Origin of the sequence: Parabacteroides sp. AF19-14, assembly GCF_003635485.1 — a bacterium.
GTDB lineage: Bacteria > Bacteroidota > Bacteroidia > Bacteroidales > Tannerellaceae > Parabacteroides > Parabacteroides distasonis.
The window spans coordinates 49,267-66,781 of record NZ_QTMJ01000005.1; the positions used below are offsets into that span (position 1 = coordinate 49,267).

Sequence of the window (17,515 nt, forward strand, 5' to 3'; positions counted from 1 at the left end):
TTAGTTTTTAGTTCATGGCATTTAAACACTGTCTATACGGTATTTAAACACCATGATTTTTTTTATACTTTTTATTCTGAAAAACTGTACTTTTGGTTTTGCCAATTATAAGAGTCTCGTTTATATACTTTTCGCAAATATACTTAATTAAAAATAGAATCGCATGAGAAAAAGTTCTTTTATAAACTCTCTATCATCCTGTTCACTGCGAGTCTTACAGCTGGCAAATTATTTTTCATTACATCAAAAATAATATCTGCGTCAATATCGAAATAGTGATGGGCGATGATATCCCTCATACCCATTACACCTTTCCAATCGATTTCGGGATATTGGGATAACAATTGTTTATCCGTGATTTTATCGATCCGTTTTACGCTCTCGCCAATGGCGATCAACAGCATACAGATACTCTCCATTCTCTCCACTCCGCTGGGAGTTGTCAGGAAATCATCGGGAGACTGTATGGTATCGGATCTTTCCAATATTCGGTTAATGGCTGTCCCTATCTTTTGTAGCGACGAGCGGAGCAATTCCTCATCCCACATAAATCCCCTCCTTCTCTATCCTGCTTCTCAAGAAAACGTCCATGTGCTTGCGTAAGCGGACGATATCGACATCGCAGCCGAATAGTTTCTGCAAGTCCTCCTTTATATGTACCAAGGCGAACAGGCTTGGCTTCGAGGTCTCGAGGTAGATATCTACATCGCTTCCCTCGGTCTGTTCCCCACGGGCGACCGAGCCGAATATCCCCATACGGGTGATATGATATTTACCGGCGTTCTTGGCCACGTAGTCCCGTAAAATACTTATGTATTCAGCCGTTGTCTTCATATATGCTTCATTATTACCCGAACAAAAGTAATTATTATTCCTTATATCGCCAAAGCTTTCGGAAACCTCAATAATAATCGTACCTTTACCCTCCGATTATCAACCTTAAAATAGAATACCATGTTTACGCCATCAATGACCGAAGAGGAAATACAACAAGCCGCTTATAAGGATTACTTGGAGATACGGACGAGGGTGCAGATCGCTTTCGAGCGCTTCGTCCAAAGCATGCGGATCAGCGGGAAGCATAAAAGGGCCATCCATTCCTTGAGCGAGAGCCATACCCTTTGCACGCGGGCGAGGAATACGTGGAATGTCAATTTTCGCTATACGGGCTATACGCCGGACGATAAGATTAACATCGTCTGCTACCTCTACATCCCCTTGCGACGGGAGAATGGGGTGGATTACCTTTTTATGAACGACCCTAAGTGCTTCAAGGTGGAAAGGGTGAGTTCCCACTTCCTCCAACGCTATAAGGAGCGTTATCTCGATCCCGCGGGGATCGACTTGAAAGGCGTGCATCCCGCCATCTATTTCATGCAGAACAACGAGGACAGGAGGCAGACCAACTATCGGCCCAAGAACTGGACCGACGAGGAGCTGGCGGAGAAGTGCTTCATTGTCTCGCGGCAAGGCCTGTCGTTGATCAAGCTGCGTGGGAAAGTGATCACTTATATTACTTTTCTCGACCAAGAGAACCTGAGCCGTTACAAGGCGCAAGTTTATGAGGAGGAGGAATATTTTAATTTGTTGGAAAAGGCTGCGGCTGACGATATCGATCTCCTCGGGTTGCAGGCGATCTGTAAAAAACTATGCATGGATATCGAGCACACGAAAAAGGTCATGGAACGATTCGCTTGGCGGGTCGAGGGCACGAAGGAACGACGGGAAAAACTGATCCATGAACTGAACAACGCTTGGAAAACCCTCTTAGAGCAGACCGCTGATTTCGATGATAAATGGAAAGAGGCCTTGAGGAAGCACGAGGCGAGGAGCTTCTTAGACTTTGGTGTCGAGAAGATCGCCGATCAACTGAGAGCTCCTTTAGAGAGAAAAGATTTATTTTTACCTTAAAATTTAGAATAATCATGTTTACGCCATCAATGACAAACGAGGAAATAGAGGCAGTGGCCTATAAGGACTTTCTGGAGATCCGGGGAAGAGTGGAAATCGCGAAGGATAAATTCGTACAAAGGGTGAGATGCACGCCCCCGGGATTTTGGGCCTTGCATTCCTTGCAGGAGACACATACCCTTCAAACCCGCTCCAAGAATACATGGACTGTATATTTCTATTATTTGTACACGACACCGGCCGGTGCCGTGAAAGTCTCATCTATGATCTACACCTCCCTGCCGGGAGATGAAGGCACGGATTACCTGTTTATGAATAATCTCGACCGCTTCCGGCTGGAGAGGGTGAGCTCGCGTTTCTCGCGACAATACGAGGAACGCTATATCGACCCGAACCAGATCCAACTGAACGGCCTTCTGCCCGCTATCTATTTCATGAGGACTGCCGGCGACCGGAAGATCGCTCCCTACACTCCCGATACATGGACCGAGGAGGAGAAAAAGGACAAATATCTCTTCGTGTCGGAGCAAGGGACCATGGAGGCGAAGCTGGAGGGGCGTGTGGAGACCTACCTTACTTTCAGGAAGCCGGAACACTCGGGTGATTAAATAAGTAGAGGGCGAGGTTGATACCCCGCCCTCCCGATAACTAGGTAGATACCTCCGGGCTTATCTTTTCAGAAGATCGATCCTCTCGCCGGGCAACAGTACCGCATGAACCTTCTCCGTTACCCGCCCCTTCACGTTGAAGGAATCCCTTAGGCGGATGTCGTCGGCGGAGGAGCCAATCTGCGCCTCATATTTACCGGACTCTACGACCCAATGACTGGCGCTCTCGTCGAAGGAGGCCAGATCCGTATCTTTCACCTTGAAGATGATCTCACGGCTCTCCCCCGGCTGGAGGAGTTGGGTCTTGACGAAACCTCTCAACTCTTTCGCCGGCTTATCCATGCTCTTGCCGGGGGCGGAGATATATAGCTGGACCACTTCCTTCCCGGCTACCGGGCCATTGTTCGTGATCGTGCAACTGATGCTGTAGTCCGTATCGCCCATGAACACTTTCAAGCTCGAATAATTGAAAGTTGTATACGACTGTCCGTAGCCAAACGGATAGGAGACGGGCACGCCGAACGTATCGAAGTAACGGTAGCCCACGTAGATACCCTCCTCGTAGTTGGTATAGTCAATATTCTTACGATCCGTATGCTCCGGGCCTCCTCCCATGAAACCGGCTAACATTTCTTTCAGGTCGATACCCGAAGCGTCCGGGAAATTCTTCGTGGAGGCTACGTCGGCGATGCTCACGGGGAAAGTCATCGGGAGCTTACCGGAAGGATTCACCTTTCCGGACAGGATATCGGCTACCGTGTTACCCCCTTCCTGCCCGGCTTGCCAAGCCAATAGGATGGCGTCCGGTTCCGATTTCCAGCTGGCGGTCTCGATCACGCCCCCGATATTCAAGATTACGACCACCTTCTTCCCTTCCTTATGGAAAGCGTCGGAAACCGATTGGATCAACGCTCGCTCATTCTCCGTCAGGTTGAAATCTCCCTCGATCTTCCGGTCTTGGAACTCTCCCGAGCTACGGCCTATCGTAACGAAGGCGATATCCGCCTCTTTCGCCTTAGCGGCCAGCCCTGCGGCATCCGGTACGAACTCCGGGATACGAGGGTGGTTGAAGAAAGCGGCGGCGGGACTCGTGTCTTTCGGCTGTTTCGCCTTTTCCTCGGTACTGTATTTCTCGTATAAGGCTTTCACTTCGGCGTCCATGGTATAACCGGCGTTCTCCAGACCTTCCACGAGGGATACGGTATAAGCCTCGTTCACGTCGCCGCTGCCGGTGCCTCCGGCGATAAAATCGTACGAGGTGGTACCGTAAGCCGCTATCTTCTTGATACCCGGGGCCAGCGGCAAGGCATTGTTCGTATTCTTTAATAAAACCATACCTTCGGAAGCGGACGCACGGGTTACCTCGGCGTGAGCTTTCAGGTCCGGTTTGTCGGAATAGGCGTATTGGGCAAAGCGGGGGGCTTGAAGGATCAGTCGTAATACACGGGTTACGTCCGTATCCACGTCGTCGATAGAGAGAGAACCGTCCTCAAGCGCTTTTAGGAGGGCCTCTTTCTGGTCCGTCCGTCCGGGCATCAGCAGATCGTTTCCGGCGTGGATCTGGGCGGGGGCGTTCTTGCCGCCAAACCAGTCGGTCATGACAAGGCCGCTAAAGCCCCATTCGTCACGGAGGATGGTCGTTAATAAATCACGGCTTTCGGAGGCATACTCACCATTTATCTTATTGTAGGAAGACATGACCGTCCACGGGCTTGCCTCTTTTACGACCATCTCGAAACCTCTTAGGTAAATCTCCCGCAAGGCACGAGGGGTGAGGCGGGCATCCGTTCCTGTCCGGTTGGTCTCTTGATTATTGACGGCGAAATGCTTGATGGAGGTTCCCACGCCATTGCTTTGGATACCGTTTACCATCGCTGTCGCTATCCGGCCCGTCAAGTAGGGATCTTCGGAATAATACTCGAAGTTACGTCCGCAGAGAGGGCTTCGGTGGATATTCAGCGCGGGGGCCAAGAGTACGTCGCAACCGTATTCTTTCACCTCGTCGCCCATGGCGTTGCCTACGTTTTTGACCAATGCGGTGTTCCATGTGGAGGCTAGCAAGGTAGCGACCGGGAATGCCGTGCAATAATAGGTCGCCTCGTTCCCCTCGCGAGTCGGGGAGATACGTAATCCGGCGGGACCGTCGGCCACTACGATAGCGGGGATTCCCAGACGTTCGATCGGGAAGGTCGTTCCGGCGGCTCCCGGCACTATATTTTGCGTGCTGCCGACTACGGCTGATTGGCCGCCGAACCCGGGCATTCCGGTTCCGACTAACAGGGATACTTTCTCTTCGGCAGTCATGGCGGCTACGATTTTCTCGATAGGATCTTTACCCAATTGCGGCAAGGTTTGGGAGTGCCCTACTTGCATGGCCATCGTAAGGCATGCGCCCATTAATAGTTTGTTCATATAGAATGGTTTTTGTGTTTTTCAGTGCCCCAAAAATAGGCGAAGGAATCGAGGCGGACAAAGAAAAAGAAAGGTATCGGAGGTAAGGATTTCGTTTTTTGATGAATATCAAACATTGTAGGGGTTTGATGATATATTTAGGGGACGCCGACTGCGCAGTCGGCGTCCGGTACTATTTATAATGTATTCAGAAGTTTATGAATCTCATTAACCATCTGCGTAGCGGATTCTTGTGTCTCGGATAAACCTTCCGGAGTGATCTTGGCAACCGTCTTGTTCAACTTCTCGAGTTTGCCTTTAGCTCCTTTCGTTGTCAGCTCTTCCCGGAGGATGCGGATCTTCTCGCAATCTTGTATACCCTCGACCAAACGTTCGAAGCGAATGCTACTGCGTGGACCGGGATAAATACTGTATGTATCGCCTGCCGCCCAAGTGCGGAAACGCGAGTCACGCAGAGGATCGGCGGTCCAGCTATTAACTGCCCAACGTAGATAACCGTCGTAACCACCGGCTACGGCGTGCAAGACCGTCCATGCCGCTTCCGCCGGGTCGGAGAAGGTGAAGGTATTCGGGAACGCTTCCGCGCAACAGGTATAAACGGTACTGATCTGTCCCGCTTTATCACGGGCAGCCTTTACGTCTTCTGGGAATTTATGCCCATAGGGAATACTTAAATAGTATAAGTCCGATTGAATTTCCGGATGATAATTTCCGGCCAGCGTGATCTTGAACTCCGGATCGGCTTGCTTGATAACCTTGATCGCCTCACGCATCGCCTCCATCGGACGCTCGTCCATAGAGATGGCGGTTTTCTCGAACCAACCTTTCTCGCGAAGGTGGCGGGAGAAATCTTTTAGGAAAGTACCCCAATAGTCTGCGTAAGCGGCATCACCCGGTTTCGTGTTGAGAAACTGTACACGATTTGTCGCCTCGTCGTAATAATCGAAAGATAAAGCCCAAGGGATCATGGTGTAGCAACTGATCATATCATCGATACCGATCTCGTTCATCATGAATTCCACCCATTTGTCGAAGACGGCGTAATCATATGCCCAAGTGCCGTCTATCTTCTTGATCCGGGTGATCATGCTGTCGAAATGATCCTCGGTCTGTCCGGCCCAAGGTTTATGCATGATACTGGTGGTGATAGCGCGCTGTCCGGCGTTCGCCAGCATCTTCATGATCGGGCGCATAGCGTCGAAATGCTCTTTACTCCAAAGAGGAACTTGGTAGTAACGGGCCACGGAATACGGGTTCTGCCATAAGTCCAGATGGAAAGCCCAGTCCTTCGGGGCGGGAAGTGTGCGGTTCAATACGTCCACTTCTATTTGTAATTCCATGGGGGAGGCATTTTTTCCCGTGACGGTCAATGTCCCTTTATATTTACCGGCTTTCGCGGATTGAGGTACCCAGATATTCATCCAGATCGGCTGGGTGGTGCGTGCCTTGATATCACGGATCTTTACGATATCCAATACATCTGCTACGACGGAGGAATCCCATTCCGCCTTATTCTCTCGGTGGCCGCAACCGCCTTGGCGGTCTTTATTCAATTCATCGGTCATGACGTATCGGACAAAGTTCGTCGTGATCGCGGAGGATGGGATGATGGAAGAACCGCTCTTCAAGTCGCTCACGGTGATAGAGGCATCCTCGAGTCCCACCTTGGTCCATAACACGGCTTGTGCGTTTACCCGTTCCCCTTTCCATGCTTTCGTCTGCCAGCGATTGCTTTTCTTGACATCGGGAATACTGAGTTTCGGATATCGTATATCGGTCGTGCCCCAGCTTAATTGGGTTGGGGCCGATAACTTGTCCCAGATCTCGTCGCTGTCATGCGGTTTCGTGTCGGTCAATTCCGTATAGTCGCCTAGCGGGTATTTCTCGGATTGCTGGGCTACGGTAAAAGAACTTAGTGCCAGAAAGGCACAAAGGATGAAAGTGTTTTTCATACGATTGCTTATTTTAGAATATTAACTAGGGCAAAGATAGGAATTAGTTGACAGTTGTCAACTGTCAACTAGCCTTTTATAGTGGCATACGAGTAGATTCCCCTCATCATCGTATAAGTGCATCCCGTTGCCCTCGCAATAACGGAACATCTTACAATCCGCGCATTCCCCTTTTTTAGCCCACTGGCGGTTACGATAAGGTTTAAACTCATTATTCCAGATATCGATGAAATCGTCTTTATAGATGTTCCCTTGGTGGAAGTTGGCCCGTATGCTGGGACAACCGGAGATAGAGCCATCAGCGAGGACAGAGGCTGTATTGATACCGGCGTTGCATTGGAAAATCGAGTCTCTCACCTCAGCCTCATAATTCCCGAGGAAGCCCTCACAGCCGTAGCTAACGTGTATCTTACCCTCTTTCCGGCAGAAGCGGATGAAGTTCATGACCCATGTAAACTGCTCGTTCGTCAGTTGCAAATCGGTCTCAGTCGCGGCACGCCCAACTGGGAAGATCGTAAAGATACGCCACCGTTTTACGCCCATCTCGATCAAGAAATCCTTGAAGAGCATCAAATCCTTGAAGTTGCGTTGGTTTACGCAAGTCACCACATCCCAGATGATCTCCTTTTCCTCGGCCAACATACAGATGGCATTCAGTGCCTTCTCGAAACTTTTAGGATTACGGCGAAGCCAGTTATGCGCTTCCTCGAAACCATCCAAGCTGATAGTCGCCGAGTGCAATCCGGAAGCCAAGAGCGAGTCGAGCCGTTCCCGGGTCATCAGATAACCATTGGAGACGATCCCCCAAGGATATCCCCTGCGATACAGTTCCAACCCGCATTTCTCGATATCCTTACGAACCAGCGCCTCGCCTCCGGTAAAGATGACGAGCACTTTGTTCGGCTCGACGTAAGGCGTGATATCGTCTATGACTTTCAGGAAGTCTTCGACAGGCATATCCGGGACAGAGGCCGAGACATGGCAATCGCTCCCGCAATGACGGCAGGATACATTACAACGAAGCGTACACTCCCAAAAGAGTGTACGCAATTCATGTAATTTAGCCCTGTTCTTCTTGATACTTCGAAAGAGCTCTAGGGCGATACGTTTTTTGATGTTTGGGCGTTTGTCCATATTTTATTCTTTTTTCTCTTTAAGTTTGATGTCGGGGATGTTAACCTCTGCTTTCCCATGGAACCAAGATTTACCTCCCTCAAATCCTTCGATCTTGACATCTATCGAATCCGTCTCAAATGATCCGTTTTCAGGCCCGTCAATATCTTTAGCGATAATGCGTACGATGCCCATTGGGGAATCCTCGAATTTTATATCGTAACTTCCGTCTTTTTGGGTTTGGGGTGATTTATATATTTCGCTTATATATGAGGGAGATAATACGTTATTATATATGCCCCCATAGTTGATCTCTATTCCTTGGATGGGATCTCCGTTCATATCTGTAACTTTTCCTTTCAACTCGTATTCTGCGTAAGGGCTACCATACTCATCTGTAGCGCCACAGGAAGTAACGCTGAAGCCTAGTAGAGAAAGAAGCCCCGCTAAAATCCAGTTAAAACCTTTTAATATGGAATGATAAACTGTTTCCATTTTCTAGTTTTTGCGTGTTAGTTGGAAGTTAATTTCTTTTGATCCTTTACCTATTAACATCCCTTTCCCTTGTAATAATTCAATTTCGGCGAAATTTACGATAATAGAATCAGTTTTGCAAGCGTTTGGGTCATTCCAATACGAAGATAATTTTGTGTAGATGGTATGTTCGATAGCCGTAGCCTTATCGTAGGTGAATTGATATCGTCCGGTCTCATCCGTGATGGCCGGAAAGCAGGAAAGGTCGTCCTCTAGAGTAGGGGTATATGCCGGTGAGGTTAAGATTGCGACTCCGGCCAGCGGATAGCCTTGATCATCAGTTACTTTTCCGTAGATCGTGTACAATGCGTAAGGTTCCGTATGTGTATCTACATATTCCTTAAGTGTGATCTTGATTTCCTTAGAGGCACTACCTTCGTACCATCCATCACCTCCGGTAAGTTGCTCGCTGTCGAAGATTACTTGAGTCGTATCGGATGCGAATTGTCCTCCGTTCATTTCTTCGTCTATGTCTTCCGTGATGAATCGGTATTTTAGGATCGGAAAATCAGTTTTCTTCCAATCAAACTCTCCGTTAGCGTCAGTCCTTACGGTATCGGTATGCAGCCATCCGTAAGGATAAATTCTTGCGTCATTTCGATTTATACGTATTTGGGTGTTAGGTATCGGATTATCGTTTGTATCCACGACTTTTCCTTTTATCTGAAAATTGGCGTAAGGAGTGCCATATTCACAAATTATGGGACCTTCTCCCTCGTCGTCAGTGCAGGAGAAACCTAAAAGCATTAATAAACTCGCCAATACGCAGTTGGCTTTTTTCAACAGTTGCAAGTGCATCCTTTTCATGGTGTAAATTATTTTTATTTACGATTCTATTTATTTGATGAATGGGGCAGCAAAATAGTTGCATGCGAATGCGTAAGAAAATGTGATGACTTTTTGTATCTTTGCCACTTCAATGTAACAGATCAATTTATGAGAGATTTCATACGTATTTTAAAGCGTTTCGTTCCCCCTTACAAAAAGTATATGGTTCTGAACATCGTGTTCAATGTACTTTCCGCTATCTTGAACCTGTTTTCTTTCGCCTTGATTATCCCGATCCTTCAGATCTTGTTTAAGATGGATGAGGGGAATTACACCTTTATGGATTGGAATTTTAACGCGGGAAGCTGGGAGTCGTGGAAAGCCTTGCCGGAGTTGATCAAAAATAACTTTTTTTGGTATGTATCCGATCTGATAGAGGTACACGGAGGTTCGTTCGCCTTGATTATGTTGGGAATCTTCCTGATCGTGGCGACTTTCTTGAAAGTGGCGACCATGTATCTGGCCTTTTATACGATGATCCCGATTCGAACCGGAGTCGTTCGTGATATCCGTAATCAGATTAACAAGAAGATTACGCAGTTGCCGTTGAGCTTTTTCTCCGAGGAGCGAAAAGGGGATATTATCGCCCGTGTATCCGGAGACGTGAACGAGATTGAGACATCCATCATGAGTTCATTGGACATGTTATTCAAGAACCCGATCCTGATCGTGATCTATCTTGTGGGTATGATCGCTATCAGTTGGCAACTTACCGTGTTCGTCTTGATCCTGCTGCCGTTGGCGGGTTACGTAATGGGACAAGTCGGTAAGAAGTTGAAACGGAAGTCCTTGGAAGGACAGCAACAATGGGGATTCCTGATGAGCCAGATCGAGGAGACATTAGGCGGACTCCGTATTATCAAGGCATTTAACGCCGAGAAGAAGATACAAGACCGCTTTGAGCGAAGCAATGATACTTTCCGCCGGTTGACGAACCGTATCTATCGCCGCCAACAAATGGCGCATCCGATGAGCGAGTTTTTGGGAACCGTTACGATCGCTATCGTACTTTGGTATGGAGGTACGCTGATCTTGAGCGCGAATAGCCCGATCGACGCTCCTACGTTTATTTATTATCTGGTTATTTTCTATAGCATTATCAATCCTGCGAAAGATCTAAGTAAGTCGGTTTATGCGATCCAGAAAGGTCTGGCCTCTATGGAGCGTGTCGATAAGATCTTGAAGGCGGAGACGGATATCCATGACCCGGAACATCCGAAGAAGATCGCCTTGAAAGAGAAAATCAGTTATAAAGATGTTTGGTTTAAATATCAGGAAGCTTGGGTCTTGAAAGGGATTAATCTGGATATTCGGAAAGGAACGACCGTGGCTTTGGTCGGTCAGTCCGGTTCGGGCAAAAGTACTTTGGTGGATCTATTGCCTCGCTTTTATGATGTGAATAAAGGGAATATCCGTATTGATGATACGGATATCCGTGAGGCCACCCTTTTCGATCTTAGGGGATTGATGGGAAATGTCAATCAAGAGGCTATCTTGTTTAACGATACCTTCTTCAACAATATCGCTTTTGGAGTGGAAGGGGCTACGATGGAACAGGTGGAGGAAGCCGCCCGCATCGCCAACGCTCACGATTTTATCATAGCGAGTGAGAAAGGTTACGATACCAATATAGGCGACCGGGGTGGAAAACTGTCCGGCGGACAACGCCAGCGAATCAGTATCGCCCGTGCGATCTTGAAGAATCCCCCGATCTTGATCTTGGATGAGGCCACATCCGCCTTGGATACGGAATCCGAACGTTTGGTACAAGAAGCGTTGGAGAACTTGATGAAGAATCGTACGACCGTAGTGATCGCCCACCGTCTCTCTACGATCCGTAATGCGGATGAGATCTGTGTGATGCATGAGGGTGAGATCGTAGAACGGGGCAAACACGAGGAGTTGTTGGCTTTGGATGGCTATTATAAACGACTATGTGATATGCAAAGCTTTTAGGGTGATACTGCAACCCGGGTTGCAGTGGATCGCCTCTTCGGCTTTTGATGGAAAAACAATAACAAGGAATAATCGTATGAATATGAAAGGACTTTATTTGATTTTGTTATCGTTCCTTTTCGGTTGTAATTTGCCGGATATGCAGACTGGGAAGGAGGTCTCTTATTATTTTGACCAACCAGCGCAGATATGGGAAGAAACTTTGCCTTTGGGAAACGGCCGTATCGGTATGATGCCGGATGGTGGTATTGAGCGGGAGAATGTGGTCCTGAATGAGATTTCCCTGTGGTCCGGAAGTAAGCAAGATACGGACAATCCTTATGCGTATTATTCTTTGGCGAATATTCGTCGCCTTTTATTTGAGGGACGGAATGACGAGGCACAGGATTTGATGTATAAGACTTTCGTCTGCAAAGGGACCGGAAGTAATCTGGGTGACGGTGCGAACGCTCCGTATGGGAGTTACCAATTATTCGGAAATCTAGTGCTGAGATATATGTATCCGAATGAATCGGATTCTATCGCTGAGTATCGCAGGCGGTTGAACCTAAGCGAGGCTATCGCTTCCGTCTCTTTTAAAAGGGGGAATGTGAATTATCAACGGGAAATGTTTACCTCTTTTTCCGGGGATCTGGGAGTGATTCATTTGGTAGCGGATGCGGATCGGGCCTTGAATTTCTCATTAGGTATGAATCGTCCGGAACATGCGACGATCTCTTTGGACGGAAAGGACTTGCTGATGCGGGGACAACTGCCGGACGGGGTGGATACGTTGGAGATGAAAGGGATGCGTTTCGCCTCTCGTGTCCGTATCGTCTTGCCGAAGGGGGGAGATTTGACCGCAACGGATAGTAGTTTATCGGTGCGAAGTGCCTCGGAAGCGATTATCTTGGTAAGTTTAGGTACGGATTATTTCGATAAAGACGGTGTCGGACAATCCTTGGAAAAATACTTATCGCAAGCGGAATCTAAGGATTTCTCCACCTTGCGCCGGGAACATACACTCGCTTATCGCTCCCTGTTTGATCGGGTCTCTCTGGATTTGGGAAAAGGCGAAAGGGATCATCTTCCGATCAATGAGCGTTTGGCCGCTTTCGCTCAAGATAAGAACGATCCGGGTTTGGCGGCTTTATATTTCCAGTTTGGTCGATATTTATTGATTTCCTCGACCCGGCAGGGATTACTGCCCCCGAATTTGCAGGGCTTGTGGTGTAATACGATTCATACGCCTTGGAACGGGGATTTCCACTTGAATATCAATTTACAAATGAATCATTGGCCAGCGGAGGTAACGAACCTCTCCGAGTTGCACCTTCCACTGATCGAATGGACGAAACAGCAGGTCCCTAGCGGCGAACGCACGGCCAAGGCTTTTTATAACGCACGGGGATGGGTCACGCATATTTTAGGTAATGTCTGGGAGTTTACCGCCCCGGGCGAACATCCGTCGTGGGGAGCGACGAATACATCCGCCGCATGGCTATGCGAGCATTTGTACACGCATTATCAGTATACATTAGATAAGGCGTATTTAAGGGATGTTTATCCGACGATGAAAGGGGCTGCCCAATTCTTTGTGGATATGCTGGTGCAAGATCCCCGGACTAAATATCTGGTGACGGCACCTACTACCTCTCCGGAGAACGCTTATAAAATGCCAAACGGAAGTGTCGTGAGTATTTGTGCCGGATCGACGATGGACAATCAGATCTTGCGGGAATTATTTACGAATACCATTGAGGCCGCCGGGATTTTAGGTGTGGATAGCGCGTTCGCTGCTGAGTTGGCGGCGAAACGAGATCGCTTGATGCCTACGACGATCGGTAAAGACGGCCGTATTATGGAATGGCTCGAGCCGTATGAGGAGGTAGAGCCTACCCATCGTCATGTCTCTCATTTATATGGGCTTTATCCCGGGAATGAGATCTCGATAGAGCATACGCCGGAGTTGGCAGAGGCGGCTCGTAAATCCTTGGAGGTCCGTGGCGATCAAAGCACGGGCTGGTCTATGGCTTGGAAGATTAATTTCTGGGCCCGTTTACAGGATGGCGATCATGCTTATAAATTGCTGGGTGATTTGTTACGTCCCTGTGTAGATGAGCATACGAAGGAGGTGAAGGGAGGAGGTTCTTATCCTAATTTGTTTTGTGCCCATCCTCCTTTCCAGATTGATGGTAATTTTGGAGGAACAGCCGGTATTGCGGAGATGCTGATACAGAGTCAATCCGGATTGATCGAGTTCTTGCCCGCTTTGCCATCCGCTTGGAAAAATGGAAGCTTTAGCGGTTTAAAAGTCCGGAATGGCGGGGAGGTGTCGGCTAAATGGACGGAAGGTCTGTTGACGGAAGCTCGATTGAAAGCGATCGTTCCCGGTTCTTTCCAGATCAAGCTTCCGGCGAATTCCGCGAACATGAGCCTCAAAAAGAACCAAAAGCCGGTTTCCCTACCTGTAGTCGATGGAAAAGTAACAGTGGACTTGTTACAAGGGGAAGAGCTTGTGTTGCAATTCTAAGTTACCATTCTGAGGGGATGAGACGCGGCATGCTGCGTCTCTACAACAAATGAGAAAAATTTAATATAACGGTAATCTATAAATGAAACCGATCGAAAGGCGTGCGGTGTCGTCCAGAGAGGCATCGAGCGCCTTCGCTCGTTCGGATAGGTTATATTTTTTACCTATGGCGGTCAAGAAGATATGTAGATTATCATCGGCCATCGGATAGAACTCAAGCCCTCCTTGATACCCCCATGCCGTACGGTATTTACCTTTCTCGTAAGCATCGTAGGCTTTATAGATCGATGCGCTTTCATACATTCCTTTCGCGAATAGTTGCCATTTGGGATGGAAACGATACTGTATTTCCCCCACCAGCGAAAGATAATCGATGTTTTGCATACGAACCGGTGGTTCCGGTTCCTCCTCTCCGGAGACTTCGGGCTGGGTCAATTCGGTCAATAATCCTAATGGGTCTAATTTTCCTCGTGAATACATGACATCGAAATAAGCATAGACCGGTCCGGCCTCTATACTTTGACCGGTAAAGACGCTATACATATATTTCCCTTGGGCTTGCTCCGCGGCGGATACGGAGTACCGTAAATGAATCAACTCATCCAGAAAGTTACCGTTCCAGTTCAATGTGTAAAACAAGGGAACTCTCGGTTTCTTAAATCCTTCCGGCAGACGTCCATACTCATCTTCCATCGATCCCATACGACTGTTCGTCACCTGTAAGCGGATCTCTTGTGACTCATTCGGCTGATACCCCAGCCCGATTCCCGTAAGGTAGCAAAGGGAGTATTCATTCATATCGCTATACTCATAAATAAGCAAAGGATTCTCGTCGTACTCAAAACCACCGTAGAACACATCTTGTTTTCCGGCGGTTAAGGTAAAACGCTCATTCAGTTTATAGCCAATATACGCATATTCGATCGACTCATTCAAATTCTCCAAGGCTTGTCCCTCATAACCGCCATTCAGCGTTTGGCGATACCAATAGAATAACCGATCGTTCACTTCTCCGGTAACATCAATTTTGACATCCCTGAAACGAAAGGCGGCTTCATCCAGCTTCCCCGAGAAAAAGTCCGCGTTGAATCCTGCATGCATCTCCAAGTCCAGATTGAAAACCTTGTTGCGTTTCGGAATCTTAGTTGCGTATTCAAAAAGAGATACCGAAGAAGAATCCCGCTCTGGGATCGGAGAATTTGTCTGAGCGTAAGACGTTAACGCGGAACCGATAAATAAGAAGGCCGACAGCCAAGCCACTGTGAGTCGTTTCATTTACTGATGTTAATTATTAAAGTGGCCGCAAAGATACGAATTATTGCTCGGTTTTGCCCATATGCTTCATGACTTTAGCGTCCAGATAGAAAATGAGTTCTTCCGCTATATTCGTACAATGATCTCCGAAACGTTCCATTTTCCGGATAACACCGGCCATATATAACCCTGCCAACGCGCTACCTTTATGCTCCTCTATATATTTGGCGATAATAGCGGTAGAATTATGATTGATCTCATCGATCAAATTATCCTTCAAGAAGATACGGGAAGCGATCTCTGAGCTTTCTTTCTCAAAAGCCTCTTTGGTGAGTGAGATCATGCTTAATAACTCCGACAGCATTTCTTCTACCCGGGTTTCCTTGACCAGTTGCGGGTCAATCGGTTCCCCCTCGGGAAGGTTTCCTGCGAAACGGGCGATGCTTTCTGCGAAATCTCCCAGACGCTCTAGGTTTGTATTAATCTTATACATCGCCAATACGAAACGTAGGTCGATCGCTACCGGTGCGTACAAGGCGATGATATCCTCGCAATCACTGTCGATCTTTAGCTCGAAAGCATTTACCCGGCGTTCCCGGCTGATTACCTTATAAGCGAGTTCCTTATCTCCGGTAAGCATAGCCTCCCCTGCGTTGTATAATTGCTGGTGAACCAATGCCCACATCTCGCTGATACTATTTTTTAAAGAATGAATCTCCTGCTCTATAACCTTCATACTCTTCTAATTTTCAATTTTCAATTTTTAATTTTCAATTACCCAAACCGTCCGGTAATGTAATTCTGTGTAGACTCTTTCTCCGGATTGGTGAAAATCTTCCGGGTATTATCATATTCAATCAATTCCCCTAAATAGAAATATCCGGTCTTGTCGCTAACACGAGCCGCTTGTTGCATATTATGGGTAACGATTACGATCGTATAATCATTTTTCAGCTCATGTATCAAATCCTCGATCTTGCTGGTTGAAATCGGGTCCAACGCGGAAGTCGGCTCGTCCATCAATAGGATAGAGGGCGAGATCGCCAAGGCACGGGCGATACATAAACGTTGCTGTTGTCCGCCGGAAAGAGCGAATGCCGATTCTTTCAGTTTATCCTTTACCTCGTCCCAAAGGACGACCTGCTTTAAAGTCTTGACCACCGTCTCCTCAATATAATTCTCATCGTTGACACCGTTTACCCGCAGGCCATAAGCGACATTCTCATAAATCGTCTTAGGAAAAGGATTCGGTTTCTGGAAAACCATCCCCACGTTTTTACGTAAGCGATCCACTTTCTCACTTTTCGTATAGATATCTCTTCCATCAATCAGGATCTGACCTTCCATGCGAGTGCCCGGAATCAAATCATTCATGCGGTTGAACAGGCGGAGGAAAGTAGACTTTCCGCAACCGGACGGTCCGATGAAAGCGGTGGACGTATTCGGCTCTATCTCCATGGAAATGTTCTTCAACGCATGGAAATCCCCATAATAAAAGTCTACGTTTTTAGCATCAATCTTTATCATAATTGTCTTATTTTTTTAATTCATTTTTACCTTCTTGGCGAAATAACTACGCAAGGCATTTGCCAAAAGGTTTACTAATAATACGATGACAATCAGTACGAGTGCCGTGCCATAAGCCATTCCCCGGGAAGCCTCGATATCCGTACCGCTTGTAGATATAACATATAAGTGATAGGGTAATGCCATACATTGGTCGAAAATACTTTTCGGTAATTGCGGCAAGAAATAAGCGGCCACCGTAAAAAGGATAGGAGCGGTCTCTCCGGACACACGCCCGATCGAAAGAATCAATCCCGTAATAATATTGGGGAACGCCATCGGTAGCACGACCCTGCGAATGGTCTGCAATTTCGTAGCCCCTAACGCTAGGCTACCGTGGCGGAAAGAATCATCGATACTTTTCAAAGCCTCTTCCGTCGTACGGATGATAAGTGGCAAGGACATCAGCGCCAAGGTAAACGAACCCGCTATAATAGAGTCTCCCCATCCCAAGGTGCTTACGAATAGAGACATACCAAATAACCCGAAAACAACGGATGGGACACCACTTAGATTATTCGTCATGATACGGATGAAGCGGATGAGTTTCCCGTTCGTGGCGTACTCGTTCATATAAATACCACTCATGATGCCGATAGGAAAACTAATCAAGCTACTTCCGATCACTAAATAGAGTGTACCTACGATAGCCGGAAAAATCCCCCCGGAGGTCATGCCCTCTTGGGGTGCTTGTGTCAGGAAATCCCAACTGATCACGCTCGCTCCCTTTAAGATAATGAATCCCAGTATTACGAATAAGATCACTACGACCAAATAACTCAGGAAAGAAAAGAAACCGAAAGCAACCTGTTGAGAGGCCCGTTTCCTCTTGTCTATATTCCCTAAATGTTGAATAGGTGCCATATCTT

15 protein-coding genes are annotated in these 17,515 nt (G+C 47.6%); 4 read left to right on the forward strand and 11 right to left on the reverse strand.

Going from position 1 to position 17,515, the window contains the following annotated elements:
• Nucleotides 1–179: 179 nt before the first annotated feature.
• Both DWX33_RS06665 and DWX33_RS06670 read right to left on the reverse strand, forming a co-directional pair.
• Nucleotides 180–548, reverse strand: coding sequence for a DUF86 domain-containing protein (locus DWX33_RS06665; protein WP_122268431.1), 369 nt, complete (start codon nucleotides 546–548; stop codon nucleotides 180–182).
• A complete protein-coding gene (locus tag DWX33_RS06670) occupies nucleotides 538–834 on the reverse strand; it encodes a nucleotidyltransferase family protein (protein ID WP_122380099.1) in 297 nt (98 codons plus the stop codon). The genes DWX33_RS06665 and DWX33_RS06670 overlap by 11 nt, the downstream gene beginning before the upstream one ends.
• Before the next feature lie 120 nt (nucleotides 835–954).
• Between DWX33_RS06670 and DWX33_RS22500 the strand changes: the two genes are divergently transcribed.
• A complete protein-coding gene (locus DWX33_RS22500) occupies nucleotides 955–1,911 on the forward strand; it encodes a hypothetical protein (protein ID WP_199713281.1) in 957 nt (318 codons plus the stop codon).
• 14 nt (nucleotides 1,912–1,925) lie between these two features.
• On the forward strand, nucleotides 1,926–2,519 hold the full coding sequence (locus DWX33_RS06680; RefSeq protein ID WP_122380100.1) for a hypothetical protein: 594 nt from the start codon (nucleotides 1,926–1,928) through the stop codon (nucleotides 2,517–2,519).
• A 60-nt stretch (nucleotides 2,520–2,579) separates the two neighbouring features.
• On the opposite strand, the gene DWX33_RS06685 is transcribed toward DWX33_RS06680, so the two are convergent.
• From DWX33_RS06685 to DWX33_RS06705, 5 genes are all read right to left on the reverse strand, one after another.
• A complete protein-coding gene (locus DWX33_RS06685; protein ID WP_048928517.1) occupies nucleotides 2,580–4,931 on the reverse strand; it encodes a glycoside hydrolase family 3 N-terminal domain-containing protein in 2,352 nt (783 codons plus the stop codon).
• A 176-nt stretch (nucleotides 4,932–5,107) separates the two neighbouring features.
• Complete coding sequence (locus tag DWX33_RS06690) at nucleotides 5,108–6,883, reverse strand: DUF4091 domain-containing protein (protein WP_122380101.1); 1,776 nt, start codon at nucleotides 6,881–6,883, stop codon at nucleotides 5,108–5,110.
• Between the two features lie 57 nt (nucleotides 6,884–6,940).
• Nucleotides 6,941–8,017: a TIGR04133 family radical SAM/SPASM protein gene (locus DWX33_RS06695; protein WP_122380102.1), complete on the reverse strand. Its 1,077-nt coding sequence runs from the start codon at nucleotides 8,015–8,017 to the stop codon at nucleotides 6,941–6,943.
• Between the two features lie 3 nt (nucleotides 8,018–8,020).
• Nucleotides 8,021–8,491 (reverse strand): radical SAM-associated putative lipoprotein, encoded by a 471-nt coding sequence (locus DWX33_RS06700; protein WP_008773789.1) that lies wholly within the window; start codon nucleotides 8,489–8,491, stop codon nucleotides 8,021–8,023.
• A gap of 3 nt (nucleotides 8,492–8,494) precedes the next feature.
• The gene (locus DWX33_RS06705) at nucleotides 8,495–9,337 is read right to left on the reverse strand and encodes a radical SAM-associated putative lipoprotein (protein WP_122380103.1); all 843 of its coding nucleotides are present in this window, start codon (nucleotides 9,335–9,337) and stop codon (nucleotides 8,495–8,497) included.
• Nucleotides 9,338–9,466: 129 nt separating this feature from the next.
• Between DWX33_RS06705 and DWX33_RS06710 the strand changes: the two genes are divergently transcribed.
• Both DWX33_RS06710 and DWX33_RS06715 read left to right on the forward strand, forming a co-directional pair.
• Entirely contained in the window at nucleotides 9,467–11,314 is a 1,848-nt protein-coding gene (locus DWX33_RS06710; protein WP_005853867.1) for an ABC transporter ATP-binding protein, read from the forward strand.
• 82 nt (nucleotides 11,315–11,396) lie between these two features.
• Entirely contained in the window at nucleotides 11,397–13,826 is a 2,430-nt protein-coding gene (locus DWX33_RS06715; protein ID WP_122380151.1) for a glycoside hydrolase N-terminal domain-containing protein, read from the forward strand.
• A gap of 60 nt (nucleotides 13,827–13,886) precedes the next feature.
• Here the strand turns inward: DWX33_RS06715 and DWX33_RS06720 are convergent, their stop codons facing one another.
• The 4 genes from DWX33_RS06720 to pstA are packed head-to-tail and all read right to left on the reverse strand — an operon-like array spanning nucleotide 13,887 to nucleotide 17,510.
• Nucleotides 13,887–15,101 (reverse strand): OprO/OprP family phosphate-selective porin, encoded by a 1,215-nt coding sequence (locus DWX33_RS06720; RefSeq protein WP_034532078.1) that lies wholly within the window; start codon nucleotides 15,099–15,101, stop codon nucleotides 13,887–13,889.
• Between the two features lie 40 nt (nucleotides 15,102–15,141).
• A complete protein-coding gene (gene phoU, locus DWX33_RS06725; RefSeq protein WP_005853873.1) occupies nucleotides 15,142–15,816 on the reverse strand; it encodes a phosphate signaling complex protein PhoU in 675 nt (224 codons plus the stop codon).
• Between the two features lie 38 nt (nucleotides 15,817–15,854).
• Nucleotides 15,855–16,607 (reverse strand): phosphate ABC transporter ATP-binding protein PstB, encoded by a 753-nt coding sequence (pstB, locus tag DWX33_RS06730; RefSeq protein WP_005867076.1) that lies wholly within the window; start codon nucleotides 16,605–16,607, stop codon nucleotides 15,855–15,857.
• A gap of 15 nt (nucleotides 16,608–16,622) precedes the next feature.
• On the reverse strand, nucleotides 16,623–17,510 hold the full coding sequence (pstA, locus tag DWX33_RS06735) for a phosphate ABC transporter permease PstA (protein ID WP_005867077.1): 888 nt from the start codon (nucleotides 17,508–17,510) through the stop codon (nucleotides 16,623–16,625).
• Between the last annotated feature and the right edge of the window lie 5 nt (nucleotides 17,511–17,515).

What these genes read in the sequence shown, in the direction of transcription:
- DWX33_RS06665 (WP_122268431.1), bottom strand. Translation starts at nt 548, where the DNA reads ATGTGGGATGAGGAATTGCTCCGCTCGTCGCTACAAAAGATAGGGACA.
- DWX33_RS06670 (WP_122380099.1), bottom strand. Translation starts at nt 834, where the DNA reads ATGAAGACAACGGCTGAATACATAAGTATTTTACGGGACTACGTGGCC.
- DWX33_RS22500 (WP_199713281.1), top strand. Translation starts at nt 955, where the DNA reads ATGTTTACGCCATCAATGACCGAAGAGGAAATACAACAAGCCGCTTAT.
- DWX33_RS06680 (WP_122380100.1), top strand. Translation starts at nt 1,926, where the DNA reads ATGTTTACGCCATCAATGACAAACGAGGAAATAGAGGCAGTGGCCTAT.
- DWX33_RS06685 (WP_048928517.1), bottom strand. Translation starts at nt 4,931, where the DNA reads ATGAACAAACTATTAATGGGCGCATGCCTTACGATGGCCATGCAAGTA.
- DWX33_RS06690 (WP_122380101.1), bottom strand. Translation starts at nt 6,883, where the DNA reads ATGAAAAACACTTTCATCCTTTGTGCCTTTCTGGCACTAAGTTCTTTT.
- DWX33_RS06695 (WP_122380102.1), bottom strand. Translation starts at nt 8,017, where the DNA reads ATGGACAAACGCCCAAACATCAAAAAACGTATCGCCCTAGAGCTCTTT.
- DWX33_RS06700 (WP_008773789.1), bottom strand. Translation starts at nt 8,491, where the DNA reads ATGGAAACAGTTTATCATTCCATATTAAAAGGTTTTAACTGGATTTTA.
- DWX33_RS06705 (WP_122380103.1), bottom strand. Translation starts at nt 9,337, where the DNA reads ATGAAAAGGATGCACTTGCAACTGTTGAAAAAAGCCAACTGCGTATTG.
- DWX33_RS06710 (WP_005853867.1), top strand. Translation starts at nt 9,467, where the DNA reads ATGAGAGATTTCATACGTATTTTAAAGCGTTTCGTTCCCCCTTACAAA.
- DWX33_RS06715 (WP_122380151.1), top strand. Translation starts at nt 11,397, where the DNA reads ATGAAAGGACTTTATTTGATTTTGTTATCGTTCCTTTTCGGTTGTAAT.
- DWX33_RS06720 (WP_034532078.1), bottom strand. Translation starts at nt 15,101, where the DNA reads ATGAAACGACTCACAGTGGCTTGGCTGTCGGCCTTCTTATTTATCGGT.
- phoU (WP_005853873.1), bottom strand. Translation starts at nt 15,816, where the DNA reads ATGAAGGTTATAGAGCAGGAGATTCATTCTTTAAAAAATAGTATCAGC.
- pstB (WP_005867076.1), bottom strand. Translation starts at nt 16,607, where the DNA reads ATGATAAAGATTGATGCTAAAAACGTAGACTTTTATTATGGGGATTTC.
- pstA (WP_005867077.1), bottom strand. Translation starts at nt 17,510, where the DNA reads ATGGCACCTATTCAACATTTAGGGAATATAGACAAGAGGAAACGGGCC.